Annotated in this window: 26 protein-coding genes, 1 tRNA gene and 1 pseudogene; 8 read left to right on the forward strand and 20 right to left on the reverse strand. The window is 71.3% G+C overall.

Annotated elements, in window-relative coordinates; translation table 11 throughout:
• Positions 1-92: 92 nt before the first annotated feature.
• The 3 genes from NMQ01_RS13600 to NMQ01_RS13610 all read right to left on the reverse strand — a co-directional run bounded on the left by NMQ01_RS13600 (position 93) and on the right by NMQ01_RS13610 (position 2,424).
• Positions 93-296, reverse strand: coding sequence for a cold-shock protein (locus NMQ01_RS13600; RefSeq protein WP_007927749.1), 204 nt, complete (start codon positions 294-296; stop codon positions 93-95).
• A 278-nt stretch (positions 297-574) separates the two neighbouring features.
• Positions 575-1,015, reverse strand: a complete 441-nt coding sequence (gene aroQ, locus NMQ01_RS13605; protein WP_255184448.1) for a type II 3-dehydroquinate dehydratase — start codon at positions 1,013-1,015, stop codon at positions 575-577.
• 26 nt (positions 1,016-1,041) lie between these two features.
• Positions 1,042-2,424 (reverse strand): protealysin inhibitor emfourin, encoded by a 1,383-nt coding sequence (locus NMQ01_RS13610; RefSeq protein WP_255184449.1) that lies wholly within the window; start codon positions 2,422-2,424, stop codon positions 1,042-1,044.
• A gap of 70 nt (positions 2,425-2,494) precedes the next feature.
• On the opposite strand from NMQ01_RS13610, the gene NMQ01_RS13615 reads away from it, so the two are divergent.
• Positions 2,495-2,902, forward strand: a complete 408-nt coding sequence (locus NMQ01_RS13615) for a DUF2177 family protein (protein WP_255184450.1) — start codon at positions 2,495-2,497, stop codon at positions 2,900-2,902.
• 6 nt (positions 2,903-2,908) lie between these two features.
• Here NMQ01_RS13615 and NMQ01_RS13620 read toward each other — a convergent pair.
• Positions 2,909-2,998: transfer RNA gene (locus NMQ01_RS13620), tRNA-Ser, on the reverse strand.
• Between the two features lie 91 nt (positions 2,999-3,089).
• Between NMQ01_RS13620 and NMQ01_RS13625 the strand changes: the two genes are divergently transcribed.
• Positions 3,090-3,431, forward strand: coding sequence for a protoporphyrinogen oxidase (locus NMQ01_RS13625; protein WP_255184451.1), 342 nt, complete (start codon positions 3,090-3,092; stop codon positions 3,429-3,431).
• A 98-nt stretch (positions 3,432-3,529) separates the two neighbouring features.
• Here NMQ01_RS13625 and cysE read toward each other — a convergent pair whose 3' ends face one another.
• Together cysE and cysK are read right to left on the reverse strand one after the other, a co-directional pair.
• Positions 3,530-4,129 carry a serine O-acetyltransferase gene (gene cysE, locus NMQ01_RS13630; protein WP_255184452.1) on the reverse strand — a complete coding sequence of 200 codons (600 nt, stop codon included), beginning with the start codon at positions 4,127-4,129 and terminating at the stop codon, positions 3,530-3,532.
• 2 nt (positions 4,130-4,131) lie between these two features.
• On the reverse strand, positions 4,132-5,058 hold the full coding sequence (cysK, locus tag NMQ01_RS13635; RefSeq protein ID WP_255184453.1) for a cysteine synthase A: 927 nt from the start codon (positions 5,056-5,058) through the stop codon (positions 4,132-4,134).
• Between the two features lie 251 nt (positions 5,059-5,309).
• Here cysK and NMQ01_RS15990 point away from each other — a divergent pair, with 251 nt between their 5' ends.
• Positions 5,310-9,230 carry a (Fe-S)-binding protein gene (locus tag NMQ01_RS15990; protein WP_369694816.1) on the forward strand — a complete coding sequence of 1,307 codons (3,921 nt, stop codon included), beginning with the start codon at positions 5,310-5,312 and terminating at the stop codon, positions 9,228-9,230.
• Positions 9,231-9,463: 233 nt separating this feature from the next.
• Here the strand turns inward: NMQ01_RS15990 and NMQ01_RS13645 are convergent, their stop codons facing one another.
• The 7 genes from NMQ01_RS13645 to NMQ01_RS13675 form a co-directional block, all read right to left on the reverse strand.
• Entirely contained in the window at positions 9,464-9,868 is a 405-nt protein-coding gene (locus NMQ01_RS13645) for a DoxX family protein (protein ID WP_255184454.1), read from the reverse strand.
• Positions 9,869-9,974: 106 nt separating this feature from the next.
• The gene (locus NMQ01_RS13650) at positions 9,975-10,910 is read right to left on the reverse strand and encodes an ABC transporter substrate-binding protein (protein WP_255184455.1); all 936 of its coding nucleotides are present in this window, start codon (positions 10,908-10,910) and stop codon (positions 9,975-9,977) included.
• Positions 10,907-11,635 carry an ABC transporter permease gene (locus NMQ01_RS13655; RefSeq protein WP_255184456.1) on the reverse strand — a complete coding sequence of 243 codons (729 nt, stop codon included), beginning with the start codon at positions 11,633-11,635 and terminating at the stop codon, positions 10,907-10,909. The genes NMQ01_RS13650 and NMQ01_RS13655 overlap by 4 nt, the downstream gene beginning before the upstream one ends.
• Complete coding sequence (locus tag NMQ01_RS13660; protein ID WP_084449863.1) at positions 11,632-12,282, reverse strand: ABC transporter permease; 651 nt, start codon at positions 12,280-12,282, stop codon at positions 11,632-11,634. Before NMQ01_RS13660 ends, NMQ01_RS13655 begins: the two co-directional genes overlap by 4 nt.
• The gene (locus NMQ01_RS13665) at positions 12,279-13,397 is read right to left on the reverse strand and encodes an ABC transporter ATP-binding protein (RefSeq protein WP_255184457.1); all 1,119 of its coding nucleotides are present in this window, start codon (positions 13,395-13,397) and stop codon (positions 12,279-12,281) included. The genes NMQ01_RS13660 and NMQ01_RS13665 overlap by 4 nt, the downstream gene beginning before the upstream one ends.
• Before the next feature lie 53 nt (positions 13,398-13,450).
• Positions 13,451-14,485: a 3-hydroxyisobutyryl-CoA hydrolase gene (locus tag NMQ01_RS13670; RefSeq protein ID WP_255184458.1), complete on the reverse strand. Its 1,035-nt coding sequence runs from the start codon at positions 14,483-14,485 to the stop codon at positions 13,451-13,453.
• A gap of 44 nt (positions 14,486-14,529) precedes the next feature.
• The gene (locus tag NMQ01_RS13675; protein ID WP_255184459.1) at positions 14,530-15,564 is read right to left on the reverse strand and encodes a LacI family DNA-binding transcriptional regulator; all 1,035 of its coding nucleotides are present in this window, start codon (positions 15,562-15,564) and stop codon (positions 14,530-14,532) included.
• A gap of 105 nt (positions 15,565-15,669) precedes the next feature.
• Here NMQ01_RS13675 and NMQ01_RS13680 point away from each other — a divergent pair, with 105 nt between their 5' ends.
• From NMQ01_RS13680 to NMQ01_RS13695, 4 genes are read left to right on the forward strand one after another with little or no spacing between them, the layout of a single operon-like run.
• Positions 15,670-16,977, forward strand: coding sequence for an extracellular solute-binding protein (locus NMQ01_RS13680; protein ID WP_255184460.1), 1,308 nt, complete (start codon positions 15,670-15,672; stop codon positions 16,975-16,977).
• Entirely contained in the window at positions 16,974-17,981 is a 1,008-nt protein-coding gene (locus tag NMQ01_RS13685; protein ID WP_223277659.1) for a carbohydrate ABC transporter permease, read from the forward strand. The genes NMQ01_RS13680 and NMQ01_RS13685 overlap by 4 nt, the downstream gene beginning before the upstream one ends.
• Positions 17,978-18,829, forward strand: coding sequence for a sugar ABC transporter permease (locus NMQ01_RS13690; protein ID WP_255184461.1), 852 nt, complete (start codon positions 17,978-17,980; stop codon positions 18,827-18,829). The genes NMQ01_RS13685 and NMQ01_RS13690 overlap by 4 nt, the downstream gene beginning before the upstream one ends.
• Before the next feature lie 8 nt (positions 18,830-18,837).
• Positions 18,838-19,932 carry an ABC transporter ATP-binding protein gene (locus tag NMQ01_RS13695; RefSeq protein WP_255184462.1) on the forward strand — a complete coding sequence of 365 codons (1,095 nt, stop codon included), beginning with the start codon at positions 18,838-18,840 and terminating at the stop codon, positions 19,930-19,932.
• Between the two features lie 31 nt (positions 19,933-19,963).
• On the opposite strand, the gene NMQ01_RS13700 is transcribed toward NMQ01_RS13695, so the two are convergent.
• Both NMQ01_RS13700 and NMQ01_RS13705 read right to left on the reverse strand, forming a co-directional pair.
• Positions 19,964-20,662, reverse strand: coding sequence for a hypothetical protein (locus NMQ01_RS13700; protein WP_255184463.1), 699 nt, complete (start codon positions 20,660-20,662; stop codon positions 19,964-19,966).
• Positions 20,659-21,237 (reverse strand): RNA polymerase sigma factor, encoded by a 579-nt coding sequence (locus tag NMQ01_RS13705; protein WP_255184464.1) that lies wholly within the window; start codon positions 21,235-21,237, stop codon positions 20,659-20,661. Before NMQ01_RS13705 ends, NMQ01_RS13700 begins: the two co-directional genes overlap by 4 nt.
• Before the next feature lie 131 nt (positions 21,238-21,368).
• Here NMQ01_RS13705 and NMQ01_RS13710 point away from each other — a divergent pair, with 131 nt between their 5' ends.
• Positions 21,369-22,334 (forward strand): endonuclease/exonuclease/phosphatase family protein, encoded by a 966-nt coding sequence (locus NMQ01_RS13710; protein ID WP_255184465.1) that lies wholly within the window; start codon positions 21,369-21,371, stop codon positions 22,332-22,334.
• Here the strand turns inward: NMQ01_RS13710 and NMQ01_RS13715 are convergent, their stop codons facing one another.
• From NMQ01_RS13715 to NMQ01_RS15995, 5 genes and pseudogenes are all read right to left on the reverse strand, one after another.
• The gene (locus NMQ01_RS13715) at positions 22,335-23,801 is read right to left on the reverse strand and encodes an amidase (protein WP_255184466.1); all 1,467 of its coding nucleotides are present in this window, start codon (positions 23,799-23,801) and stop codon (positions 22,335-22,337) included. It lies immediately after the preceding gene.
• Between the two features lie 74 nt (positions 23,802-23,875).
• Entirely contained in the window at positions 23,876-24,451 is a 576-nt protein-coding gene (dcd, locus tag NMQ01_RS13720) for a dCTP deaminase (RefSeq protein ID WP_255184467.1), read from the reverse strand.
• Positions 24,452-24,477: 26 nt separating this feature from the next.
• Positions 24,478-25,182: a hypothetical protein gene (locus tag NMQ01_RS13725; protein ID WP_255184468.1), complete on the reverse strand. Its 705-nt coding sequence runs from the start codon at positions 25,180-25,182 to the stop codon at positions 24,478-24,480.
• Positions 25,172-25,543, reverse strand: coding sequence for an RNA polymerase sigma factor (locus NMQ01_RS13730; protein ID WP_255184469.1), 372 nt, complete (start codon positions 25,541-25,543; stop codon positions 25,172-25,174). The genes NMQ01_RS13725 and NMQ01_RS13730 overlap by 11 nt, the downstream gene beginning before the upstream one ends.
• 59 nt (positions 25,544-25,602) lie before the next feature.
• Positions 25,603-25,692 (reverse strand): annotated as a pseudogene (locus tag NMQ01_RS15995) (hypothetical protein); the annotation flags it as partial.
• Between the last annotated feature and the right edge of the window lie 34 nt (positions 25,693-25,726).

Genomic DNA, 25,726 nt, shown 5'->3' on the forward strand with positions numbered 1-25,726 from the left:
GCCTCGCAGCCGGACAACTACGAAGGCCCCCGCCGTCAGGCGGGGGCCTTCGTATGGAAGCGGTGGGATCACCGCATCAGGTGTGCGTCGTCTCAGACGGGACGGACGCGCTCAGCCTGGGGGCCCTTGGGGCCCTGGGTGATCTCGAACTCGACGCGCTGCGCCTCGTCGAGGGACCGGTAGCCGGTCGTGTCGATAGCGGAGTAGTGAACGAACACGTCGGGGCCGCCGCCGTCCTGGGCGATGAAACCAAAGCCCTTCTCAGCGTTGAACCACTTAACGGTGCCCTGTGCCATGGGGTGAATCTCTTTCGTGTTGAACTATCCGGGCCCGCAGGTCGCGGTCCCTTGCCAGCTGCAAGCGCCCCTCGGCAGGGGGTACACGCCCCTGGAAACACTGTGGGCTCGACGTGGCGTCGGACCCGTTCGCATCATGCGAGAAGTTCTGTACTGCAACTACGCGGTGGACGCTACCAGCAAATACCCCGCGGAGCGCGATTGCGTCACATTGCCGGGAACGCTCCCCACGCCTGCCGGGCCCGAGCGCTCCGGGTCGGGAGCACCGCGACCGTCGGTCAGGCGTGCCGGCGGACCGCGTCGATGGCCTCGGCGTAGCCCTGCACGCCCCGGCCGACGATGACCTCGGCGGCCACGTCGGAGATGTAGGAGAGGTGGCGAAACTCCTCGCGGGCGTGCACGTCGGAGATGTGCACCTCGATGACCGGGCACCGCACGGCGGCGAGCGCGTCGCGGATCGCCACCGAGGTGTGGGTCCAGCCGCCGGCGTTGACGACCACACCGACCGCCCTCGTGCGCACCTCGTGGATCGCGTCGATCATGACGCCCTCGTGGTTGGTCTGCCGGAAGTCCAGGCTCCAGCCGAGCTCGTCGGTGCGGGCACGGCACAGGGTCTCGACGTCGGCGAGCGTCTCGTGCCCGTAGACGTCGGGCTCGCGCTCACCGAGGAGGTTGAGGTTGGGGCCGTTGAGGACCACGAGGACGGGTCGATCGCTCACTCCGGCAGCCTAGTGCGAAGGGAGTCTCAGCCCTCCCGCCGGAGGGTCCGCTCGAAGAGCCGTCGGGTCGCGCGCGGCAGCACCGACTCGGCGACCTGCACGTCGAGCGCGGGCCGCTCGCAGCTCACGCCGTAGCAGAAGGCGTCCGGCCGCGGCGTCCCTTCGTCGGCGAGGCGCGGCAGCTGCGGCCCCTCGAGGAGCGAGCGGAAGGCGCGCGCGTCGGGCGGGGGGAGCTCGCCGAGCCGGAGCTCCCGGGTGCGGGTCATGCCGCCGACCCCTCCGGTCCGGGTGAGCCGCAGCGCGGCGTCCTCGTCGGCCGGCTCAGGCGGCGCGGTCCGCTTCTGGGAAGGCGCGGGGGCTCCCCCTTCGCCGGCGGAGGTGACGCCCACCTGCTGCCAGGCGTCGACCACGGCTGCTGCCTGTGTGGAGCCCTCGCCGTAGCGGGCACCTGCGGCCGCGACGGTGAGGGCGGCGAAGGTCGCGAAGTCGCAGTCGGCGCTGATGTCGCCCAGGAGCACGTCGCGCCAGATGAGGCCGGGTGCCTGCCACGCGGGGCCGCCGATCGCGGTCGCCGCCAGGTGGAAGGCCTTGTTGGGGATGCCGGAGTTGATGTGGACGCCGCCGTTGTCGTCGCTCGTGCGCACGAAGTCGTCCATGTGCGCCGGCTGCGGGTCGCGACCCAGTCGGGGGTCGTCGTAGGCGGTGCCCGGCGCCGCCATCGACCGCAGCGCACGGCCCTGCACCCCGGGCAGCAGCAGCTCGGCGCCGATGAGCCAGTCGGCCTCGTCGGCGGACTGGTCGAGGTGGCGCTGCTTGACGAGGACCCCGAAGACGTCGGAGACGTGCTCGTTGAGCGCCCCGGACTGACCGCGGTAGAGCAGCCCCGCCGTGTGCTCGGTGACCCCGTGCGCGAGCTCGTGCCCGATGACGTCGAGGCTGGCGGTGAAGCGGCCGAAGGTCTCGCCGTCACCGTCGCCGAAGACCATCTGCTCGCCGTTCCAGAAGGCGTTGTCGTACTGCTCGGCGTAGTGCACCGTCGCGATGAGCGGCATCCCCGCCCCGTCGAGCGAGTCGCGGCCGTACTCCTGCGCCCACAGCTGCCAGGTCAGGCCGAGCCCGTCGTGGGCCTCGTCGGCCGCCGGGTCACCCGTCGGCGGGTCGCCCTCGGCGCGCACGACGTCGCCGGGCAGGTCCTCGCCCCCGCGCGCGTCGTGGATGGTGCGGCGCGGCCCGGCCTCACCCGACCGGTCCGGCGGCACGGCGGTGGTGCGGGACCCGACAGGGGGCCGCTCATGACGCAGCGAGGCATCGATGGCCAGCGTGCGGGCGGCGACGAGCGCCGGGCCCGGCTGGTCGGAGCGGGCGAGCGCGGCGAGGACGTGCGGGGGGACGATGCTGCACCGGGTCATCCACCCAGTGAACTCCTCGGCCCCGACAACCGCACCCCGGGGAGCGGTCGCCGCGTCTACGCTGGGCGCCATGGCGTGGTTTGGGCGGTACGTCGTGGCCGCGGTGATCTTCGGGGTCCTGGACTACCTCTGGCTCGGCGTCATCGCCCGACCCGTCTACGAAGAGCACCTGGGCGACTGGCTCGCGGACTCGCCGAACATGGTGGCGGCCCTCGCCTTCTACGCGATCTACGTCTTCGGCATGGTGTGGCTGGCGATCACCCCGGCCCTGGCGCAGGGGTCCTGGGTCACGGCCGTGCTCAACGGTGCCGTCCTGGGGCTGGTCGCCTACGCGACGTGGAACCTCACCAACCTCGCCGTCCTCGACGGCTACCCCTCGGGCTCCGTCCTCTACGACCTGGCGTGGGGCACCGTTGGTACGGCGGCGACGTGCGGGCTGACCTTCGTCGTCTCCCGCCGGGTCCGGGCCCTGCGCTGAGGCAGCTGGCGGAGGGCGTGGGATTCGAACCCACGATGACGTTGCCGCCATAGCGGTTTTCAAGACCGCCGCACTAGGCCACTATGCGAGCCCTCCTCGCCCACGGCACCGCGGGCGAGTCCACGGTAGGCCATGCCCGGGTGGGTAGTGTCGGCGGTGAAGCGACCACCAGATCGAAAGGACTCCCATGTCGAAGATCTCCTTCGTCCTCGGCGCCGCCGTCGGCTACGTGCTCGGTGCACGAGCCGGCCGCCAGCGCTACGAGCAGATCCGATCCGGCGCCGCCAAGGCGTGGCAGTCGCAGCCGGTGCAGCAGCAGGTGGCGACCGCGAAGCACGCCGCCAAGACCAAGGCCGCCCCCGCCGCGCTCGATGCCGTGAGCACCGCCGCCTCGGTCGCGGGCGACAAGATGCGCGAGGGCGCCAGCAAGATCAAGGGCGACCCGTCGCGCGACGTCCCGAGCGGTGTCGCCGCCGACACCCAGGGCCCGTCGACCTACCCGCTCGGCGAGGGCCCGACCCCCGCCTGACCCGCGACACGACGAAGGGAGGGGACCCACCGGTGATCGGTGGGTCCCCTCCCTTCGAGGCTCGCTGGCGCTCGCACCTCAGGGACCGGCGAGCGGCCTCAGATGAAGAGCGCCGGGTCCGCGTAGAGCAGCTCCTGCGGGGAGAGGGCGTCGCGGCCCTCGAGCGCCGGGAAGCGGTACTGCGCCGGGATGCCCGTGGCGACGGCGCCGGTCGGCACGTCCTTGACGACGACCGAGTTGGCGCCGACCTTGACGTTGTTGCCGACGTGGACGTCGCCGAGGATCTTGGCGCCCGCGCCGACCATGACCTTGTCACCGAGCGTCGGGTGCCGCTTGACCCGCCGACCCGAGGTGCCGCCGAGCGTGACGCCGTGGAAGAGCATGACGTCGTCACCGACGACCGCCGTCTCGCCGATGACGACACCCATCCCGTGGTCGATGAAGAAGCGGCGCCCGATGTGGGCACCCGGGTGGATCTCGATCCCGGTGAAGGAGCGCGAGAGGTAGGCGAGCACGCGCGCGGGCCACTTCCCGCCGGGGCGCATCCACCAGCGGTGGGCGATGCGGTGCAGCCAGATGGCGTGCAGCCCGGCAGAGGTCAGGAGCACGACCCACCGCGAGGTCGCGGCGGGGTCGCGCTCCATGGCCGCGGCGAGATCCTCACGGATCGTGGCGCGGATCGACAGGTGGGAGGCCACGGTCAGTCGAGCAGGCCCTCGAAGAGCGGGGTGGAGAGGTAACGCTCACCGAAGCTCGGGATGATGACGACGATCGTCTTGCTGGCGTTCTCCGGCCGGCGGGCCACCTGGTCCGCCGCCGCGAAGGCGGCGCCGGAGGAGATGCCGACGAGCAGACCCTCGTCGGTGGCCGATCGACGCGCCCAGTCCATCGCCGTCGGGGCGTCGATGTCGATGACCTCGTCGTAGATCTCGGTGTCGAGGATCTCCGGCACGAAGTTGGCACCCAGGCCCTGGATCTTGTGCGGGCCGGGGGCGCCACCGTTGAGGATCGGGGACTCGGCCGGCTCGACCGCGATGATCTGGATGTCCGACTTCTGCGAGCGCAGGTAGCGGCCGGCGCCGGTGATGGTGCCGCCGGTGCCGATGCCGGAGATGAGGATGTCGACCTCACCGTCGGTGTCCTCCCAGATCTCCGGACCAGTGGTCTTCTCGTGGATGGCCGGGTTGGCCGCGTTGGCGAACTGGCGAGCCTGGACCGCGCCCCGCTCGACAGCGATCTCCTCGGCCTTCTCGACCGCGCCCTTCATCCCCTTGGCGCCCTCGGTGAGGACGAGTTCCGCCCCGTAGGCCCGCAGCAGCGCCCGGCGCTCCTTGGACATGGTCTCCGGCATGGCGAGAACGACCTTGTAGCCGCGGGCCGCACCGACCATCGCGAGCGCGATGCCCGTGTTGCCCGAGGTCGCCTCGACGATCGTGCCGCCCGGCTTGAGCTCACCGGAGGCCTCGGCTGCGTCGATGATCGCGGCACCGATACGGTCCTTGACCGAGCTGGCGGGGTTGTAGAACTCGAGCTTCGCGGCGACCGTGGCCTCGGAGTCGATGATGCGGTTGATCCGCACCAGCGGGGTCCGGCCGACGAGCTTGGTGGCGTCTTCGTAGATGGGCAACGCGGTTCCTTCCATCGGGGCTGACTGGGTGCCGCGGTGCGCGGCGGCTCGCCCGCGACAACGAACGAGATGTTATGGATATTCCAACACCGCGTTATCTATTGCCGCAAGCGGGTCTCACCGCCACGAGGCGAAGGGGGCGGGGCCCTCCCTTCGCCCGTCGGCAGGTGCTGGTGAGGGTCGGCTTGGGTGACGAGTGCCGCACCTCCATCAGGCTGTCGAGGCAGGACGCGAGTCCTAGACTCGGCCCCATGTCTGCCCTCCAGATCGTCGCGATCATCCTCGGGGTCGGGATCACCATCGTCGGATGGGGCCTGCTCGCTCGAGCCGTCAAGCACTTCGTCACCGTCTTCAAGCTCGGAGCGTCGACGCCGGCCAAGGAGCGCACGGGTCAGCCCGGCGCCCGCACGGCGACGCTGCTGCGGGAGTTCCTCGGACACACCCGCATGTCGCGACTGCCCATCGTGGCGATCGCGCACTGGGTCACGATGATCTCCTTCGGGGTCCTCTTCCTGACCCTGGTGCAGGCGACGGTCCAGCTCTTCGACGCGCACTTCGTGCTGCCGCTCATCGGCCACTTCTTCCTCTACGAGTGGATCACCGAGCTCTTCGCGATGACCGGCATCATCACGATCGTCATGCTGATGGTCATCCGGCAGAAGAACCACCCGCGCTCGGCTGCCGGCGACGAGGGCCGCACGTCCCGCTTCTTCGGCTCGACCTTCTGGCAGGCCTACTACGTCGAGCTGACGATCCTCGGCGTGGGCATCTGCATCGCCCTGCTGCGCGGTCTGGAGCGTGCGCTCCTGCTCAACACCGGCGAGGTCGACCACGCCTCGCTCCTGCACTTCCCGCTCACGGGCTGGCTGGGCTCGCTCTTCACCGGCATGTCGGTCGAGGCCCTCGAGGCGGGCATCGTGATCGTCGCGCTCATCAAGCTGCTGATCTCCTACGCCTGGATGATCACCATCTCGATCAACCCGACGATGGGTGTCGCGTGGCACCGCTTCCTCGCCTTCTTCAACATCTACTTCAAGCGTCACGCCGACGGCCGCACCTCCCTGGGTGAGCTGCAGCCGATGCTCGTCGACGGCAAGCCCTTCTCCATGGAGGTCATGGAGGAGATGGAGGAGGACTCCACCCTCGGCGTCGGCAAGGTCGAGGACTTCACGTGGAAGGGCCTGCTCGACTTCAGCACCTGCACCGAGTGCGGTCGCTGCCAGAGCCAGTGCCCCGCGTGGAACACCGAGAAGCCCCTCTCCCCCAAGCTGCTCATGATGACCCTGCGCGACCACGCGCACGCCAAGGCTCCGTACCTCGCTGCGGCGCAGGGCGTCTCGGGCGTCTACACCCCGGCGAGCGCCGCCAAGGGCCAGACCGCCGACGGTGCCGTCGCCTTCGGTGGCGCCGAGGCCGGCCAGGCCGAGGGCGCGGTCGCGACGGCCGAGCCGGACGCGATCAACTGGGGCGAGATGTCCCTCGTCGGCCAGACCGGCTACGACATCGACCACCCGCTGTCGGCCTACAACCCGCACGGCCCCGACGCGGTCATCGACGAGGACGTCCTGTGGTCGTGCACCACCTGTGGCGCCTGCGTCGAGCAGTGCCCCGTCGACATCGAGCACGTCGACCACATCGTCGACATGCGTCGCTACCAGAACCTCATCGAGTCGGCCTTCCCGAGCGAGCTCGGCGGCCTCTTCAAGAAGCTCGAGTCCAAGGGCAACCCGTGGGGCATGGGCGCCAAGGCGCGCATGGACTGGGCGAAGGACCTCCCCTTCGCCGTCAAGGTGCTCGGCGAGGACGTCGATTCCGCCGACGACGTCGACTACCTCTTCTGGGTCGGCTGCGCCGGCGCCTACGAGGACCGCGCGAAGAAGACGACCCGCGCCGTGGCCGAGCTCTTCGACCACGCCGGCGTGGACTTCGCCGTCCTGGGCAACGGCGAGACCTGCACCGGTGACTCCGCTCGCCGCGCGGGCAACGAGGTCCTCTTCCAGATGCTCGCTGAGCAGAACGTCGAGACCCTCAACGAGCTCGGCGCGACGAAGATCGTCGTCACCTGCGCGCACTGCTTCAACACGATCAAGAACGAGTACCCGCAGCTCGGCGGCAAGTACGAGGTGCTGCACCACACGCAGCTGCTCAACCGTCTCGTCCGCGAGAAGAAGATCGTCCCGGTCAACCGCCCGGAGGGTCCGCGCAAGTCGAGCAACAAGGACGTCGCCTCCTCGGCTCCGTCCGTGACCTACCACGACCCCTGCTACCTGGGTCGCCACAACAACGTCTACGCCCCGCCGCGTGAGCTCATCTCGGCCCTGCCGGGTGTCGAGCTCAAGGAGATGGAGCGGTCGAAGGAGAAGTCCTTCTGCTGTGGCGCCGGTGGTGCCCGCATGTGGATGGAGGAGCAGCTCGGCTCCCGCATCAACCTCAACCGCACCGAGGAGGCCATCGCGACCGGCGCCGACCGGATCGCCGTGGGCTGCCCCTTCTGCCGCGTCATGCTGAGCGACGGCCTCACGGCCAAGCAGTCCGAGGGTGCCTCCGAGGACATCGAGGTCGTCGACGTCGCGCAGATGCTGCTCGCGTCGGTCAAGGAGGCCGCTCCGGCCCCGGCGAAGGCCGCGCCTGCCGCCGCCGAGACCGAGGAGTCCACCGAGGCCGCCCCGACGGCGGAGGCCACGCAGGCCCCGGCCGAGGCGAAGGGGGCGCAGGCTCCGGGTGACGAGGAGACGAAGACCGAGGCGCCTGCCACCGAGGCCACCGCCGCGGACAAGAACGCCGCACCCTCGTGGGAGACGGGCGCCGCCGCTGGTGGCGCTGCTGCTGCCGCGGGCACCGCGGCCGCCGCTACCTCGGCTGCGGACAAGAACGCGGCTCCTTCGTGGGAGACCGGCTCGGCTGCGGACAAGAACGCGGCTCCCTCGTGGGAGACCGGCTCGGCTGCCGAGAAGAACGCGGCCCCGTCCTGGGAGACCGGTGCTGCCGCGCCGGCCGCCGAGGAGCCGAAGGCCGAGGCGCCCGCCGCCGACGCCAGCGCTGCGGACAAGAACGCCGCACCCTCGTGGGAGACCGGCTCGGCTGCCGAGAAGAACGCCGCCCCGTCCTGGGAGACCGGTGCCACCGCGCCGGCCGCCGAGGAGGCGAAGACCGAGGCGCCCGCCGCCGAGGCCACCGCTGCGGACAAGAACGCCGCACCCTCGTGGGAGACCGGCTCGGCTGCCGAGAAGAACGCGGCCCCCTCGTGGGAGACGGGTTCGGCTGCAGCCGCGCCGGCTGCGAACACCGCGGCTGACGAGGCGAAGGGCGACGAGGCCCCGGCTGAGGCGCCTGCCGCCGAGGCCACCTCTGCGCCCGCTGCGGACGGCTCGCTCGCCGCCAAGAACGCCACCCCGTCGTGGGAGACCGGCGCTTCGGCTGCGGCCCCCGCCGCTGCCGAGGCCGAGACGCCCGCCGCCGAGGAGACGGTGACCGAGGCTCCGGCGCAGCAGGAGGCTCCGGCCGAGGAGCCCGCCCCCCAGGCCGAGGCAGCGGAGTCCGAGACCGCCGCAGCTGCCAGCCCGGCAGCCTCCGGCGACAGCGACCTCGCCGCCAAGAACGCGGCCCCCTCCTGGGAGACCGGCGCTCCGGCTGCGGCCCCCGCCGCTGCCGAGGCCCAGGCCCCCGTCGCTGCCGAGGCCCAGGCCCCCGTCGCCGAGGAGACGGTGACCGAGGCTCCGGCGCAGGAGGCACCGGCCGAGGAGTCCGCTCCCTCCGCCGAGGTCACCGAGCCGGTCGCCAAGGAGTCCGCCCCCCGGGCCGAGACCGCGCCCGCCGCAGCTGCCAGCCCGGCAGCCACTGGTGACAGCGACCTCGCCGCCAAGAACGCCGCCCCCTCCTGGGAGACCGGCTTCGCCGCCGCCCCGGCCGCGGCCGCCACGGCCGCCGAGACCGAGGCTCCCTCCAGCGAGGCCGAGGCTCCCTCCAGCGAGGCCGAGGCTTCGACTGAGGAGCCGGTGTCCGAGGCTCCGGCGGAGGCGGAGGAATCCGCTCCCTCCGCCGAGGTCACCGAGCCGGTCGCCGAGGAGCCGGCCGCGGCGCCGGAGGCAACCGAGGCTGCACCTGCGCCCGCAGGCGACAGCGACCACCTGTCGGAACTGGCGAAGAAGAACGCCAACCCCTCCTGGGAGTGACCTCGGGACTCCCCACCAGACGGAGGGGGCTGCGCACCACGGTGCGCAGCCCCTTCGTCATGGTGCGGGCCGGACGCCGTCCTGACCCGGCGTCGTTGGTGTCACCTGGCTGCCCGGAGAGGGGCAACCACGTGACATCAACGCCGTCAGGCACACCCGCCCGGCGCCCCATCCCCACCGGACATGCGTCGGCCCCGGCCGAGTGACCGGGGCCGACGTCAGACGAGGGTCGCTCAGAGCAGCGGACCGGTGATCGTCAGGCCGAGCTCGGGGACCAGGGCGAAGAGCGCGAAGAGCGCGAGGGCGCCACCGGCCAGCGAGAGGGTCTTGTTGAACTGGATCTGCTCGTTCATGCGGGCCTCACCGTCGGCCTTCCAGAACTGGTGCACGAGGAAGGCGATCGGCGCGACCGCGACGAGGATCATCAACGAGCCGAGGTCGCCCCAGACGCCGAGGATGATCGAGAGGGAGCCGACGACCATGAGCACGCCGGAGACGATGACGCTCAGCTTGGCCGCCGGGACGCCCACGGACTTGGCGTAGCCCGCCATCGCCTCGGTCTGGGTCAGGTGGCCGATGCCGGACGCGACGAAGATCGCGGCGAACAGGATGCGGGCGATGAGGACGATGATGTCCACGGGGGAACCTCCGAATTAGTTGTTTGTTTAACTATCGAAGGTCTCAAGCGTCAGCAGCGCCGACTTCTTCCCGGGCCCACATGTGACCTCGGCCACAGTTGCCCGGTCAGTCGAGCCCCTCCTCCTTGAGGAAGTCCGCGGCCACCTTGTCCGGGTCCTCCTTGTCGATGTCGGTGCGCTTGAGCAGCTCCTGCAGCTTTTCGGTCGTCAGCTTCGACGAGACCTCGTCGAGGGTCTCGGCGACCTGCTCCTTCGAGTCCTCGCGCACGAGCGGCACGACGTTCTGGCTGCCGAAGAGCTTCTTCGTGTCCTCGAGGACGACGAAGTCGTTCTCGACGATCGCCGGGTCGGTGCTGAAGATGTTGGCCGCATCGATCTGGCCGTTCTTCAGCGCACCGTTGGTCGCCTGCCCCGGCTTGAGCGGGCGGAAGCTCTTGAACTCGATGTCGTACGTCTTCTTCAGGCCCGGGATGCCCTGGGCACGGGTCTTGAACTCCGACGGCGCACCGAGGGTCATCTCGCCGGCGACCTTCGTCAGGTCGTCGAGGGTCTTCAGGCTCTTGGACTCGGCCGTCTCCTGGGTGACGACGATCGAGTCGTTGTCCTCGGCCGCGGACTTCTCGAGGACCGTCAGCCCCTTGGGCAGGACCTCCTTGAGACCGTCGTAGGTCTTGTCCGGGTCGGTCTCGGCGAAGGACTTGTCGTAGTAGAGCGCGAGGTTGCCGGTGTACTCGGGCACGACGTCGACCGACCCCTCCTCCAGCGCCTTGAGGTAGACCTCGCGGGAGCCGATGCCCGTCTTGGTCGAGGCGTCGACGCCGACGGCCTTCAGCGCGCCGGCGTAGATGTTGGCGAGCAGGATCGACTCCGAGAAGTCGGCCGAGCCGACGACGATGCCGCCGGAGCCACCCCCTTCGCTCGACGACGAGCTCGAGAGCGGGTCACCGCCGCCACCGCAGGCGGAGAGCCCGAGGGCACCGACCATGGTCAGGGAGAGGGCGACGACGCGGGCGCGTCGCGGGACGCGGATGGTCGGAGTCATGGGGTTCCTCCAGCGGTGATGGTGCGGGTGTCGGGTCGAAGGGAGCGGGTGCGGCCGGTGAGTCCCGGCGAGACGATCAGGCGCCCCAGCAGGGCGAAGGGGGCGTCCAGCGCCAGCGCGAGGAGGGCCACGAGGATCGCGCCGCCGGCGGTCATCGCGTAGTCCTGTGTGGCCAGCCCGTCGATGAGGAAGCGGCCAAGGCCGCCCAGGCCGACGTAGGCGGCGACGGTCGCCGTGGCGACAACCTGGAGCACCGCGGCCCGCAGGCCGGACAGGAGCAGGGGCAGGGCGATGGGCAGCTCGACCTTCCACAGCACCTGGCTGCCGGTCATGCCGATGCCGCGGGCGGCGTCGCGGGCGGCGGGGTCGACGGCTTCGACCCCGGCGTAGGTGCCGGAGAGGATCGCGGGGATCGCCAGGAGCACGAGGACGATGACGCTCGGGACGAGGAAGGCGGCGTCGCCCGGCAGTCGGGGCAGCAGGACGAGGGTGAGGGCGAAGAGCAGGCCGAGGGTCGGCACGGCGCGCAGGGCGTTGGCCGCGGTGACGAGCCACCGGCCACGGCCGGAGTGCCCGATCCACAGGCCGACGGGGATGGCGATGGCCGCGGCGATGACGAGCACGAGCAAGGTGTAGCCCACGTGCTCGAGCAGCCGCGCGAGGATCCCGTCGGCTCCCGACCACGCGTCGGCACTCGTCAGCCACTCGAGGATGGACCTGATCATGCCGCGCTCCCCTCCCGCGCCCGCCGCCACGGGGTGAGCGCACGCTCGAGGAGCCGGATCGCGATGTCGAGGACGAGGGCGAGCAGGATGCACCCGGCGATGCCGGCGAGCAGCTCGCCGCCGATCGCCCGGTTGTAGCCGTCGACGAGCAGGTCACCGAGCTGGCTGACGCCGATGAGCGAGGCGATCGAGACGATCGAGACATTGCTCACCGCCGCGACCCGCAGGCCGGCCGCGATGACCGGCACGGCGAGGGGCAGCTCGACGCCGAAGAACCGGCGCACCGGCGTGTAGCCCATCGCCGTCGCCGACCGCTCGACCTCCTCGGGCACCGAGCCCAGACCGTCGACGACCGAGCGCACGAGCAGCGCGACGGTGTAGATCGTCATGGCGACGACGACATTGATCGGGTCGAGGATGCCGGTGCCCAGCACGAGCGGCATGAGGACGAAGAGCGCCAACGACGGCACGGTGTAGAGCAGCCCCGCCGCGACGATGACGCCACCACGCAGGCGTGGGCTGCGGTGCGCCAGCCAGCCGAGAGGCAGCGCGACGAGCAGGCCGAGCAGCAGGGGTAAACCGGCGAGCCACGTGTGCCGCAGGGTGAGCGCGAGGACGTCGTCGAGGTGGTCGAGGATCCAGCTCATGGTGTCGCGCCGCCCGGGTCATGGGGCCGCTCCTGGGCCTCGATGACGGAGAGGACCTCGGTGGCCCGGCAGGTGCCGGCGAGGGCACCGTCGCCGTCGACGACGACCCCGCGGCGGCTCGGCGAGGACAACGCCGCGTCGAGGGCGGCGCGCAGTGGCCCGTCGACCCGGGCGAGCGTGCCACCCAGGGCGAGCGAGGTCTCGTCGACCACCCCGTCACCGAGGTCGGCCGGTCGCGCCCAGCCCTGGGGGTGGCGTCGGTCGTCGACGACGAGCACCCACCCGTCGCTGCCGGCGCGGGCGGCCGCGTCGCCGACACCCGAGCCCAGCGCCACGGTCGGCTCGTCGTGCAGCGGGATGCTCGCCCGCTCGAAGCCCAGCGCGCGGTACCCGCGGTCGCGTCCCAGGAAGTCGGCGACGAAGCCGTCGGCCGGGTGGGCGAGCAGCTCGTGCGGTCGGGCCAGCTGGGCGATCCGCCCACCGACACGCAGCACGGCGACGTGGTCGCCGAGCTTGATCGCCTCGTCGATGTCGTGGGTGACCATGACGATCGTCTTGCCGAGCTCGCCCTGCAGCCGCAGGAACTCGTCCTGCAGCTGCTCGCGGACCACGGGGTCGACGGCGCTGAAGGGTTCGTCCATGAGCATCACCGGCGGGTCGGCGGCGAGCGCGCGGGCGACCCCGACGCGCTGCTGCTGGCCGCCCGACAACTGGCTGGGGTAGCGCCGGCCGAGGGCCGGGTCGAGACCGACGAGCTCGAGCAGCTCACGGGCCCGGGAGATCGCGGTCTTCTTCGCGGTGCCGAGCAGGAGCGGGACGGCCGCGACATTGCGCTCGACCGTGTGGTGCGGGAAGAGGCCACCGTGCTGGATGACGTAGCCGATGCCCCGGCGCAGCTGCGCGGCGTCCATCGCCAGGACGTCCTGGCCGTCGATCGTCACCGACCCCGCGGTCGGCTCGATCATTCGGTTGATCATCCGCAGGGTGGTGGTCTTGCCGCACCCGGAGGGGCCGACGAGGACGGTGATCGCCCGGTCCGGCGCGGTGAGGCTCAGGTCGTCGACGGCGACCGTGCCGTCGGGGTACTGCTTGGTCACGCCGTCCAGCCGAATCATCCGGCACCAGTCCCATCGATCGTGTAGGAGATCATCCTACGGACGGGACAAACTTAACCCGAGAAGACGTCCAGCACCTGGGAGCGCGGCACCTCCGCGACGGACGCGTGCTCCCACCGCGGCTGCCGGTCGCGGTCGACGAGCTGGGCGCGCACCCCTTCGCTGAAGTCGGGCCGGGCGAGCATCCCGCGGGCGATGACGGTGTCCGTCGCGAGCACCTCGCGCACGGAGCCCGCGTCGGCGGCCCGGCGCAGCGCCTCCAGCGTCACGGCCACCGACAGCGGGGAGCGAAGGGAGATCTCCTCACCGGCAGCACGGGCCGCCGGGTCCGGGTGCGCGCGGAGTCGCTCGACGACGGCCGCGGCGTCGTCGCCGGCATAGCACTCGTCGATCCACGGCTGGGCGGAGCGGATCGCCGAGCCGTCCCCCTTCGTCGCACCGGAGGGGACCGGCTCGACCGGGCCACCGGCAGCGACGGCCGCGAGCAGCTCGGGTACACGGGCGGAGTCGACGACGGCGTCGGCGAGGCCGAGGTGGACGGCGTCGGCGCCCGTCACGGTCGTGCCGGTGAGCGCGACGTGCGTGCCCGTCTCGCCCGGGGCGCGCGAGAGCCGGTAGGTCGCGGCGACGTCGGGGAAGAAGCCGATGACGGTCTCGGGCATCGCGATCCGCGACCGCTCGGTGGCCCAGCGCGCCGTGGCAAACATCGAGATGCCGAGCCCGCCGCCCATGACGATGCCGTCCATGACGGCGATGACGGGCTTGGGGTACTCGGCGATCTGCGCGTCGAGCGAGTACTCGTCGGCCCAGAAGTCCACTCCCCCACTGGTGCCCGCGAGGTGCGCCTCCCGCACCTGGCGCACGTCGCCGCCCGCACACAGCCCGCGCTCGCCCGCGCCCTCGAGGGAGACCGCGGCGACGGCGTCGTCGTCGGCCCACGCCACGAGCCGCTCGGACATCGCGCGCACCATGTCGCGGGTCAGCGAGTTGATGGCCCGAGGGCGGTTGAGCAGCACCCTGCCGAGGGACCCCTCGACGGCGAAGAGCACCTCGTCGGTGCCGGTGGGCCCGGGAGCGAAGTCAGACATGGGCGAAACCTTGGCACAGGCCCGCCCGGTCGATCTCGACCGGGTCAGCTCCTGGCCGGCGCGGCCGCGGTGGACGCCCGGACGACGAGCTCGGGCTTGAACATGTACTCCTTGGCCGGGATCGGCTCGCCAACGATCGCGTCGGAGAGGGCGGCGATCGCCGCCGCGCCGAGCCCCTGGACCGGTTGCCGGACGGTCGTGAGCGGAGGGTCGAGGAAGCCGACCATCGTCGAGTCGTCGAAGCCGACGACCGAGACGTCCTCGGGGACCGAGAGGCCCATGTCGCGCACCTCGCGGATGGCGCCGATCGCCATGAGGTCGGAGGCGCACACGAGCCCGGTGGCGCCGCGCTCGACGAGGCTCCGGGCGGCGGCGGCGCCGCCCTCGACGGTGAAGAGTCCCTCGTCGACCCACTCGGAGGCCTCCTCCGCGGACAGTCCGAGGTGCCGCTGCAGAGCGCTGGTGAAGCCGGCGAGCTTGCGGATCGAGGGCACGAAGCGCCGCGGCCCCGTAGCGAGCCCGATGCGACGGTGCCCGAGCTGCGCGAGGTGCGCGACCGCGAGCGCCATCGCGTCCTCGTCGTCGGTCGAGAAGAAGGGGACGTCGATGTCGTCGACGAAGCCGTTGATGAAGGCGACGGGCATCCCGCGCGCGACGAGGCTGCGGTAGCGCTCGTGGTCGGCCGTCGTGTCCGCGTGCCGCCCCGAGACGAAGATGATGCCGGCGACGCCGTGGTCGAGGAGCGACTCGACGTACTCGTCCTCCGAGATGCCGCCGGGCGACTGGGTGCAGAGCACGGGCGTGTACCGGCGCCGGGCGAGGCCGTCCTCGATGACCTGGGCGAAGGCGGGGAAGACCGGGTTGTCGAGCTCCGGGACGACGAGCCCGACGAGGCCACCGCTCCTGCGACGCAGCTTGGCCGGCCGCTCGAAGCCGAGGATGTCGAGCGCGGTGAGCACCGACTGCCGCGACGACTCGCTCACCCCCGACTTGTCGTTGAGCACGCGACTGACGGTTGCCTCGCTGACGCCGGCCTGAGCGGCGATGTTCGACAGGGTGCCCATGGGTGCATCGAACATCTCTTTCACGATTTGCGCAAGGTCTTCCAAATCATGCAAGACATTGCTATGTTCCGATACGCCCTTCACGGGTTCACCCTTCGCCACCTCTCCAAGGAGCACGCCATGCGTCGTTCGTTGCCCGGCATCACCGCTGCTGCCGGCGCTCTCGCCCTCGCCCTCACCGCCTGCGGTGGGAGCGGCACCAGCGGGAGCGACTCGTCGTCGAAGAGCCAGGCCGAGGTCGACCCGGCCACGCTCAAGGCCGAGCTGACGTGGTGGGACACCTCAGACCCCACCAACGAGGCGCCGGTCTTCAAGGACCTCATCAAGCGCTTCAACAAGAAGTACCCGAACGTCAAGATCAAGTACCAGTCCGTCCCCTTCGCCGACGCGCAGAACAAGTTCAAGACCGCGGCCGAGGCCGGGGAGGGCGCACCGGACGTCATGCGGGCCGAGGTCGCCTGGGTCCCGGAGTTCGCCGCCGCCGGCCACCTCTACGCCCTCGACGGCACCTCCCTGCTCGAGGACAAGGACTTCCTCGAGACGCCGCTGTCCTCGAACGTCTACAAGGGCAAGACCTACGGCGTCCCGCAGGTCACCGACACGCTCGGCCTCATGTACAACAAGAAGCTCTTCAAGGAGGCGGGCATCAACAAGCCCCCGACCACCTGGCAGGAGGTCGAGGAGGCCTCGAAGAAGCTCAAGGACAAGGCCGGTGTCGACGGCATCTACCTCAACAGCGCCGGGTACTTCGTGCTCCCCTTCATGTACGGCGAAGGGGGTGACCTCGTCGACGAGAAGAAGCAGCAGATCCTCGTGGGGTCGGACGAGAACAAGGCGGGCATCAAGACCGCCGTCGACCTCATCGACTCCGGCGCGGCGCCGAAGCCGGACGCCAACGACGCCTACGGGACGATGATGACCCTCTTCAAGGAGGGCAAGGTCGGGATGATCATGAACGGTCCGTGGGAGGTCGCGAACATCGCCAAGGACCCGGGCTTCGGAGGCACGAAGAACCTCGGCATCGCCCCGGTCCCGGCTGGCTCGAAGGGGGCCGGCTCCCCCGTGGGCGGTCACAACTACGTCGTCTACTCGGGCCTGGACGAGAAGAAGGCCGACGCGGCCACCGCCTTCATCGAGTACATGAGCTCGCCGGAGTCGCAGGCCTACATCGCCGACGAGCTCGGCCTGCTGCCGACGAGCGAGAAGGCCTACGAGCTCGTCAAGGACAACGCGCAGGTGACGGCATGGGAGGAGCCGCTCAAGGTCTCCAAGCCCCGCCCGTGGATCCCCGAGGGCGGCCTCTTCTTCACGCCGCTCGACGCGATGGCGACGAAGACCCTCGTCAAGGGCGACGACGTCTCGAGCACGCTCGACGCGACGGCGAAGACGTACAAGTCCGACGTCGTCCCGGAGTACGAGCTGCCGTGACCTCGTCGATCACCGCGGAGCCCGACCTCGAGTCGGGCTCCGCCCCTCGGGGCCGGGTCCGTCAGCTCCTCGACAAGCACTGGTACGCGTGGGCGATGGTCCTGCCCACCGTCCTCGTTCTCGGGGTGCTCGTCATCGCCCCGCTGCTGCAGGGCATCTACCAGTCCTTCACGAACCTCAACGAGTCCAACAACCGCGACGTCGTCTGCACGAAGACGCTCGGCGGCGGCCAGGAGTGCGTCGACAACCCTGACGGGGCGCACTGGGTCGGTCTGCACAACTACGTCGAGCTCCTCACCGGCGGCCAGGGCAACTTCTGGATGCTCTTCGTCAACACCGTCGTGTGGACCGCCTCGTGCGTCGCCCTGCACTACCTCGTCGGGCTCGGTCTCGCCGTCCTGCTCAACCGCAACTTCCGCGGGCGCTCGCTCTACCGCGTGCTGCTCATCGTCCCGTGGGCCGTGCCCGCCTTCGTCAGCGCCTTCGCGTGGAAGTTCCTCTTCAACCCGCGCTTCGGGATCATCAACTCCACGCTGAGCGGCGTCGGGCTCGACCCCGTGGACTGGTTCAACCACCGCTGGACCGCGATGTTCGCCGCCATCGTCACCAATGTCTGGCTCGGTGTCCCCTTCATGATGGTCGCCCTGCTCGGCGGGCTGCAGTCCATCCCCGCCGACCTCTACGAGGCGGCCGAGATGGACGGAGCCACGCCGTGGCAGCGCTTCCGCCACGTGACCCTGCCCGGCCTGCGACCCGTCAGCTCGACGGTCGTCCTGCTCGGCACCATCTGGACCTTCAACATGTTCCCGATCATCTTCTTCGTCACCGGTGGAGAGCCCGCCGGCGAGACCGAGATCCTCGTGACCGGGGCCTTCCGCGCGGCCTTCGAGGGCCTGCGCAACTACTCGCTCGCGGCGACCTATGGCGTGCTCATCCTCTCGATGCTCATCGTCTACGCCGGCATCTACCGCCGCATCCTCAGCAAGAAGGGAGAGGTCTGGTGAGTCGTCGTCCCCGCGGTCGCGGGCAGCGGAGCGTCGGTGCATCGATCGCGCTGCACGCCACCCTCATCACCGCCACCGTCATCGCGCTCTTCCCCGTCGTCTGGGTCTTCCTGTCCTCGCTCAAGCCGAGGAGCGCCATCCAGTCGAGCCGGATCACCCTCTTCGACCAGCCGAGCCTCGACAACTACCGCCGCGTGCTCGTCGAGACGAGCTTCCCGACGTGGTTCCTCAACTCGATCGTCGTGGCCGGGCTGACGATGGTCTTCGGCATGGCGATGTCCGCCACCGCCGGGTACGCGTTGAGCCGCTTCAACTTCCCCGGCAAGCGCGGGCTCATGTGGCTCTTCCTCGTGACGCAGATGTTCCCCGTCGCGATTCTCATCGTGCCGATCTACACGATCATGGCCAACCTCGGGCTCATCGACACCAAGCTGTCGCTCGTCATCGCCTACTGCTCGGTCGCCGTCCCCTTCTGCACCTGGATGCTCCGGGGGTACTTCGACACGATCCCCCGCGACCTCGACGAGGCAGCGGCTCTCGACGGCCTGGGCCCCTTCGCGACCTTCTGGCACGTCGTCCTGCCGCTCGCCAGGCCGGGGCTGGCCGTGACCGCCTTCTACACCTTCCTCACCGCGTGGGGCGAGGTGGCCTACGCCATCGCCTTCACGCTGAGCGACTCGAAGCTGACCCTCGGTGCGGGGCTCCAGCAGTTCGTGCCGCAGTACAACCCGCAGTGGGACCTGCTCACCGCTGGAGCGGTGCTCATCATGGTCCCCGCGTCGCTCGTCTTCTACTTCGCCCAGAAACACCTTGTCGCCGGCCTCACCGCTGGTGGGACCAAGGGATAGGAGCCCCGATGTCCACCCCCGTCCTCTTCGACTCCGCCAGCCGGGTCTACCCCGGCTCGACCACGCCCGCCGTCGACGCTCTCAGCCTCGACATCGACCCCGGTGAGTTCCTCGTCCTCGTCGGCCCCTCCGGGTGCGGCAAGTCCACGAGCCTGCGCATGCTCGCCGGGCTCGAGGACGTGACCTCCGGCTCGATCCACGTCGGTGGTCGGGACGTGACGCACCTGCCGCCGAAGGACCGCGACATCGCCATGGTCTTCCAGAGCTATGCGCTCTACCCGCACCTCACCGTCGGGGAGAACATGGGCTTCGCCCTGAAGATCGCTCGCGTGTCGAAGTCCGAGATCCGCTCGCGCGTCGCCGAGGCCGCAAAGGTGCTCGACCTCGAGCCCCTGCTCGACCGCAAGCCGGCCGCCCTCTCCGGCGGTCAGCGCCAGCGCGTCGCGATGGGCCGGGCGATCGTCCGCGAGCCGCAGGTCTTCCTCATGGACGAGCCGCTGTCGAACCTCGACGCCAAGCTTCGCGTCCAGACCCGCACGCAGATCGCGGCGCTCCAGCAGCGCCTCGGCGTCACGACCGTCTACGTCACGCACGACCAGGTCGAGGCGATGACGATGGGCGACCGCGTCGCGGTGCTCAAGGACGGCGTCCTGCAGCAGGCGGCCTCGCCGCTCGAGCTCTACGACCGTCCGACCAATGCCTTCGTCGCCGGCTTCATCGGGTCCCCGGCGATGAACCTCGGGACCTTCCGCGTCACCGACGGCGCGGCGGTCGTGGGAGGCGCCAGGGTCCCGCTGTCCCGCGCGACCATCGCGGCCCTCACCGAGGACGAGGTCGTGCTCGGCTTCCGCCCCGAGGCCGTCGAGGTGGTGAGCCAGGGCACCGAGGGCGCGCTGGCCATCGAGGTGCTCGTCGCCGAGGAGCTGGGCTCCGAGGCCTTCCTCTACGGCAACCTCGTGGGCGGCGAGCTCCACGCGCCGCACCTCGTCGCCAAGGTCCCGCCGCGCAGCGTCCCGGAGAAGGGCAGCCTGGTCCACCTGCGGATCCAGCAGGACCGGCTGCACCTCTTCTCCGCGAGCACGGGCGAGGCGCTGCCCTCCTGACCCGATCGAGCGGCCCGGACCGGCTCGGAGGTCAGCGCGGGGCGGGACAGCGTCGGTCGAAGTCGTCCTTCAGCAGCTGCGGCTGGAAGTCCGGGTTGTCCTTGGACCAGAAGTAGACCTCGATGGTGGAGGAGTCCCGCTCCATGACCTCCGAGACCTTCATCGTCGTGTCGGCCGCGGCCCGCGCCTGGGTCCACCGCTCCCGCTTGCCGGACGCGGAGTCGGTCTCCGGGAGCGTGTAGACGACCTTGAGGTCGGTCGTCGCGAGCTTGCGGGCGACCTCGCCGAGCGGCTCGTCGTGCAGGGCCATGCAGTGCAGCGGCTGCCCCTCGGCGAAGAGCCCCTCGGGCGCGGGAACCACCGGCGTGGCCTTGGACGTCGACCGGGTTGTCGTCGACGTGGACGTCGAGGCAGGCGCGGCCGGCACCGTCACGGGCCCGCTGGGCCCGCCGTCGGACGCGGCCCACAGGGCGACCCCGACGAGGGAGGCCGCGACCCCGGCCGCCGCCAGTCCGGCGATCAGCCGCAGGGGTCGCCCCGTCCTGCCGCGGCCGGATCCGGTCGCGGACCCCAGCGGTCGGTCGGCACCGTCCAGCGCGGCGAGCCGCTCGCGGGCCGCGGCCACCTGCGTGTCGTCGACGCCGGTCAGGTCGGCGCGGTGGCCCTGCACCGCCACGAGGTCGTGGTCGTCGTGGTTGATCTCGTCGTGCTCGAGCACATCCCTGCTCATGGGTGACCCCCCTCGGTGTCGTGGTCGGTGCCGTCGTGGTCGGTGAGCTCCGCGCGGACCCGGGCGCGTGCCCGGTGCAGCCGTGAGCGCACGGTGCCGATGGGCAGGTTGAGCGCCTCCGCCACCTCCGCGTAGCTCATCTGGGCGTGGGCGACGAGCAGCAGCACGTCACGCTCGTCGTCGCGCAGGTCGGCCAGCGCGCCGGCGAGGGCCCGCCCGCGGGCCTGCGCATCGACCCGGGCGTCGATGTCGCCGAGGCCGGTGTACCCCTCGACGAGCGGGTCCGCACCGAGTCGCGCGTGGGCCCGGTAGCCGCGAACCTCGCTGCGCCGGTGCTTGGCGAGGAGGTTGGTCGCGATGCCGAAGAGCCAGGCGCGATGACCTCCCTTCGTCGGGTCGAAGCGGTCGCTGTGCTCCAGCGCGCGGACGAAGGTCTCGCTCGCGAAGTCCTCGGCCGTGTGGGCGTCCACCCGTCGCGCGAGGTACCCGTGGACGTCCCGGTAGTGCTGGTCGAAGACGTCGAGCAGCGTGACCGGGCGCGAGGTCGCCCCCTGCGCGGCCTCATGCCCGGTCATCACTGCTCCCTTCGTCGCCCATGTCGCCATGGTGCTCTCCGTCGCGCTCACACCTGTTCTTCCCCGCACGTCGCGGATCGGTTCCCGCCCCCGCTCGACGGGCCGCGACCGGCTGGCACACTGGGCTCGCGATGACGGAGCACCGGGCGGGGAGACGCTGGAGGACGCTGCTGGCGTGGGCCGGCTTCGGCGTCCTCGTCCTGTGCGTGCTCGCCGTCGCCGCCATGTACCTGCGCGGTGGCCGCACGAGCATCGGGGTCGTCATCGCCGCCGCCCTGCCCGTCGTCGTCGGGGTCGCCCTGGTGGCCGCGCTCGTGTCGTGGCGCCACCTGCGCTGGTGGCGGCTCGCCCTCGTCGCCGCCCTGCTGCTCAGCCAGGCACCGCTGCTCGACCACGTCGTCGCCGACCCGCGGCCCGCGGCCGAGGACGGGCCGACGATCACGGTCGCGACGCTCAACACGGCGTGGGCGGGCCCAACCGACGCGGAGCTCGTCGACCTCGCCGACGGCGCCGACGTGCTCGCCCTGCAGGAGTGGGACCCCGGACGCACCGATGGCCTGGATCGCGCCCTCGGCCCGCAGTGGCGGCTCGCCGCCAGCGACCACGACGACTACATCGGGACCGACGTCGACGTCTGGGTGCGCAGCCCGTGGACGGTCGCCTCGTCCACCCCGCTCGCCGGTCGGCAGCCCGGAAGTGCACTGCGGCTGCGCCGGGGTGGCACGGAAGTCACCGTCGTCGGCACGCGCCTGCAGAACCCCGCCTTCCTCGCGGCCGACCGCTGGGGCGAGGGGCTGGACTCCCTTCGTCTGGCGGCCGAAGGGAGTGACGGTCCGGTCATCGTCCTCGGCGACCTCAACGCACCGCCCAGCGCGGTCGCCTACCGGCGGTGGGTGAAGCGAACAGGCTTGCGGGACTGCACCGCTCAGCTCGGGTCCGGGTTCCCCGGCACGTGGGGGCGGACGCGCGGAGCCGCCTACGGGCCGGTGCCGATCGACCACGTGACGACCCGCGGGGCCGCGTGCACCGCGCTCGAGGTCACCCGCGAGCGCGGCAGCGACCACCGCGCGCTGACCGCGACGGTCGCGCTGCCCTGATCAGCCGAGCGTGGCGAAGGGGGCCGCGGCCTCCAGCTCGAAGGCCAGTTCGAGCAGCAGCCGCTCCTGCCCGGTGCGGGCCGAGAGCATGACGCCGATGGGCCGACCGTCGTCGGTGCGTCCCAACGGCAGCGAGATCGACGGCTGACCGCTCACGTTGTGCAGCGGGGTGAAGCCGACGTACTGCGGCAGCCGCTCGAAGTGCGTCTCGAAGTCGAGGTCGCCGGAGAGGTAGCCGATGCGCGGGGTTGTGTGCGTCAGGGTCGGCGTGAGGATGACGTCGACGTCCGGGAAGAGGCGCTGCGACGCGGGGCCGACGGCGGCGAGGCGGGCGAGGTAGAGCGGGGCGCGGTGCAGGCGCTTCTTCGCTCGCGCCGCGAGGCCGCGGGTGAAGGGGTCGAGCCGCTCGGCGTCGAAGCCGTCGCCGTAGAGGCGGCGCCCCTGCTTCGCCGAGGCGAGGGCGAGCAGCCCCCAGTAGTCCTCGAAGTCGGTCTTGAAGAAGGCCGGCACCGGCACGTCGACGTCGTCGACGTCGTGACCGAGGCCGTCGAGCAGGCGCCCGACGCCCTCGACGGCTTCGCGGGTCTGCGAGTCGGTCGCCTGGACGAGCGGCGAGTCGATCATCATGCCGACGCGCAGGCGGCGGTCGGCCGGGCCCTCGACGAGGCCGACGCGCGGCAGCTTGCGGGCCCGTTGGTGGTCCTCGGCCGCCGCGAGGAATCGCGCGGTGTCGCGGACCGTCCGGGTGAGCACGCCGTTGACGACGATCGGGACCGGGGTCTGGTCGGTCGTCGGGTCACCGAGCAGGCGACCGCGGCTCACCTTGAGCCCCACAAGGCCGCAGGCCGCGGCGGGGATGCGGACCGAGCCACCACCGTCGTTGCCGTGGGCGATGGGCAGGGCACCGGAGGCGACGAGCGCGGCCGCGCCACCGGAGGACCCGCCGGACGAGTAGCCCGTGCCCCAGGGGTTGCGCGTGACGCGCCCGCCCGGCCGCTCGGTCGTCGCCGTCCAGCCGAAGGGAGGACAGGTCGTCGTCGCGACCGGCACCACGCCGGTGGACAGGTACTGCCGGACGAAGGCGCCGTCGTCGGTCGCCGGCCGGTCCGGCAGCGCGTCCGAGCCCATGCGCATCGGCAGGCCCGCGACGTGCACGTTGTCCTTGAAGGCGGTCGGCACCCCGGCGAAGGGGGCGCCCGCCCCCGGTCGGAGTGCGGCGGCCCGGCGACGGGCCCGGTCGGAGTCGAGGACCGTCGTCGCGCCGAGCTGCCCGTCGACCGCGGCGACGCGGGCGATCGCGGCCTCGACGGCCTCGACCGCGCTGATCCGCCCGGCCCGGATCTCCTCGGCGACACCCGTCGCGTCGAGCGAGCCGAGCGCGTCGTCGCGATAGGCCGACACCCGGCGGGACTCGTGGTCCTCGCGGACCTCGTCGTGGGGGGCGATGCGGTGGGTGTCGGTGCTCATGGGCCCGAGGTTACTTGCGGGTCACGACACGTGCGGCGGACTCCCTTCGCCCGTCCGCCTGCTGGGACGCCGGGTCAGACCTCGGTCCGGTGGAAGTTGGCGAAGGACCGGCTCGCGGTCGGCCCCCGCTGCCCCTGGTAGTGCGATCCGTAGGGCGCGGAGCCGTAGGGGTGCTCGGCCGGCGACGAGAGGCGGAAGAAGCAGAGCTGGCCGATCTTCATGCCCGGCCACAGGCGGATCGGCAGGGTCGCGACATTGCTCAGCTCGAGCGTCACGTGACCGGAGAACCCGGGGTCGACGAAGCCGGCCGTCGCGTGGGTCAGCAGGCCGAGGCGACCGAGCGAGGACTTGCCCTCGACGCGGGCGGCGAGGTCGTCGGGCAGGGTCACCGTCTCGAGCGTGGAGCCGAGGACGAACTCGCCGGGGTGCAGCACAAAGCCCTCGTCGGGCTCGACCTCGATGAGCCGGGTCAGCTCGGGCTGGTCGGCCGCCGGGTCGATGACGGGGTATTTGTGGTTGTCGAAGAGCCGGAAGAACTTGTCCAGCCGCACGTCGACGCTGCTCGGCTGGACCATCGTCGGGTCCCAGGGGTCGAGGACGACCCGGCCACCGTCGATCTCGGCGCGGATGTCCCTGTCGGAGAGCAGCATGGTCCGACCCTAGAGCGCCGCCGGCCTCACTGGGTGAAGTTGATGTCGACCGGCTCGGTCGGGACGTGGTCGAAGACGACGGCCGTCACCGGAGAGTCCGTACCCCCCGAGCGCTCGAAGGTGACGCCGTCCGACGGATAGGGCTCCCCCGGCTCCGCCGCCATGTCGACGCCGTCCTCGGGGTCGATGGTCATCGTCGCCCCGATCTCCCAGACGTTCCGCGTCCCCGAGACCGCCCAGAAGCGGACCGGTATGCCCTCGGCATTCGTCGCCTTGGTCATCGCCTCCCAGTTCATCTTCGGCGGGATGTCGATGCGCACGCCGCCGTCGGGGAGCAGGTGGACGTGGTCGTCACGGTAGGTCTCGATGATCTTGCGCTCAGTCGGGTTCGACGGCTCCCACGCCTTGCCCGTGGCGAAGGGGGTGGGGTTGGGGTTGAGGTTGGTCGGGGCGGCCGAGGAGCTCTGGTCGGAGGTGCTCGCCGGCGGCGCCGGGTCGGGACCACTCGTGGCGACCACGACTCCCCCGGCGACGACGGCGGCGGCCGCGCCGGCGAGCAGCCACACGCGGCCGCCCCTCCTCCCCCGGGGCTCGGCGTGGGAGCGGGCCCCCTGCACGCGCTCCCACGCTGCCTGCCGCTGCGTCGCGGTGGGCCCGGGCACGTCGGCCCGCAGCTCGCGCAGCGCGTCCATCTCGGGCCCGTCGAGCAGGCCGATGTCGTCAGTGGTCATCTCGGGTCCCCCTGGTGTCGTCGAGCGCGGCCCGCACGATGCGGCGGGCGCGGTGGAGGCGGGAGCGCACGGTCCCGACCGGCAGGTCGAGGGCCTGGGCGACCTCCGCATAGGTGAGCTCCGCGTGGGCGACGAGCAGCAGCACGTCGCGGTCACCGTCGGAGAGGTCGGCGAGGGCGGTGACGAGCGCCGGGCGGCTCGACTGCGAGTCGACGCGGTCGATGGCCCGGTCGGTCTCGTCGCCGGCGGTCGCCAGCGGGTCGACGCCGGTGCGGGCCCAGGCCCGATAGGCGCGGACCTCCTCGCGGTGGTGCCGGGAGAGCAGGTTGCTCGCGATGCCGAAGATCCAGCCGCGCAGCACCCTCGCTCCGGGTCGAAGGTGTGACCCCTCGCGACCGCCTGCACGAAGGTCTCGCTCGCCAGGTCCTCCGCGACGTCGGCCGGCACCCGCCGGGCGAGGTAGCGGTAGACGTCGGCGTGGTGCCGGTCGAAGACCTCGTCGATCGGCACTCCCCCGATGCTCGGCGGCCGTCACAGCGCCCTG

The organism is Janibacter sp. CX7, assembly GCF_024362365.1.
Lineage (GTDB): Bacteria > Actinomycetota > Actinomycetes > Actinomycetales > Dermatophilaceae > Janibacter.

What these genes read in the sequence shown, in the direction of transcription:
- NMQ01_RS13655 (WP_255184456.1), bottom strand. Translation starts at nt 11,635, where the DNA reads ATGATCAGGTCCATCCTCGAGTGGCTGACGAGTGCCGACGCGTGGTCG.
- NMQ01_RS13705 (WP_255184464.1), bottom strand. Translation starts at nt 21,237, where the DNA reads ATGACCGGGCATGAGGCCGCGCAGGGGGCGACCTCGCGCCCGGTCACG.
- NMQ01_RS13710 (WP_255184465.1), top strand. Translation starts at nt 21,369, where the DNA reads ATGACGGAGCACCGGGCGGGGAGACGCTGGAGGACGCTGCTGGCGTGG.
- NMQ01_RS13615 (WP_255184450.1), top strand. Translation starts at nt 2,495, where the DNA reads ATGGCGTGGTTTGGGCGGTACGTCGTGGCCGCGGTGATCTTCGGGGTC.
- NMQ01_RS13725 (WP_255184468.1), bottom strand. Translation starts at nt 25,182, where the DNA reads ATGACCACTGACGACATCGGCCTGCTCGACGGGCCCGAGATGGACGCG.
- NMQ01_RS13680 (WP_255184460.1), top strand. Translation starts at nt 15,670, where the DNA reads ATGCGTCGTTCGTTGCCCGGCATCACCGCTGCTGCCGGCGCTCTCGCC.
- NMQ01_RS15990 (WP_369694816.1), top strand. Translation starts at nt 5,310, where the DNA reads ATGTCTGCCCTCCAGATCGTCGCGATCATCCTCGGGGTCGGGATCACC.
- NMQ01_RS13625 (WP_255184451.1), top strand. Translation starts at nt 3,090, where the DNA reads ATGTCGAAGATCTCCTTCGTCCTCGGCGCCGCCGTCGGCTACGTGCTC.
- NMQ01_RS13660 (WP_084449863.1), bottom strand. Translation starts at nt 12,282, where the DNA reads ATGAGCTGGATCCTCGACCACCTCGACGACGTCCTCGCGCTCACCCTG.
- NMQ01_RS13700 (WP_255184463.1), bottom strand. Translation starts at nt 20,662, where the DNA reads ATGAGCAGGGATGTGCTCGAGCACGACGAGATCAACCACGACGACCAC.
- NMQ01_RS13670 (WP_255184458.1), bottom strand. Translation starts at nt 14,485, where the DNA reads ATGTCTGACTTCGCTCCCGGGCCCACCGGCACCGACGAGGTGCTCTTC.
- NMQ01_RS13675 (WP_255184459.1), bottom strand. Translation starts at nt 15,564, where the DNA reads ATGTTCGATGCACCCATGGGCACCCTGTCGAACATCGCCGCTCAGGCC.
- NMQ01_RS13665 (WP_255184457.1), bottom strand. Translation starts at nt 13,397, where the DNA reads ATGATTCGGCTGGACGGCGTGACCAAGCAGTACCCCGACGGCACGGTC.
- NMQ01_RS13695 (WP_255184462.1), top strand. Translation starts at nt 18,838, where the DNA reads ATGTCCACCCCCGTCCTCTTCGACTCCGCCAGCCGGGTCTACCCCGGC.
- NMQ01_RS13715 (WP_255184466.1), bottom strand. Translation starts at nt 23,801, where the DNA reads ATGAGCACCGACACCCACCGCATCGCCCCCCACGACGAGGTCCGCGAG.
- NMQ01_RS13650 (WP_255184455.1), bottom strand. Translation starts at nt 10,910, where the DNA reads ATGACTCCGACCATCCGCGTCCCGCGACGCGCCCGCGTCGTCGCCCTC.
- dcd (WP_255184467.1), bottom strand. Translation starts at nt 24,451, where the DNA reads ATGCTGCTCTCCGACAGGGACATCCGCGCCGAGATCGACGGTGGCCGG.
- NMQ01_RS13610 (WP_255184449.1), bottom strand. Translation starts at nt 2,424, where the DNA reads ATGACCCGGTGCAGCATCGTCCCCCCGCACGTCCTCGCCGCGCTCGCC.
- NMQ01_RS13600 (WP_007927749.1), bottom strand. Translation starts at nt 296, where the DNA reads ATGGCACAGGGCACCGTTAAGTGGTTCAACGCTGAGAAGGGCTTTGGT.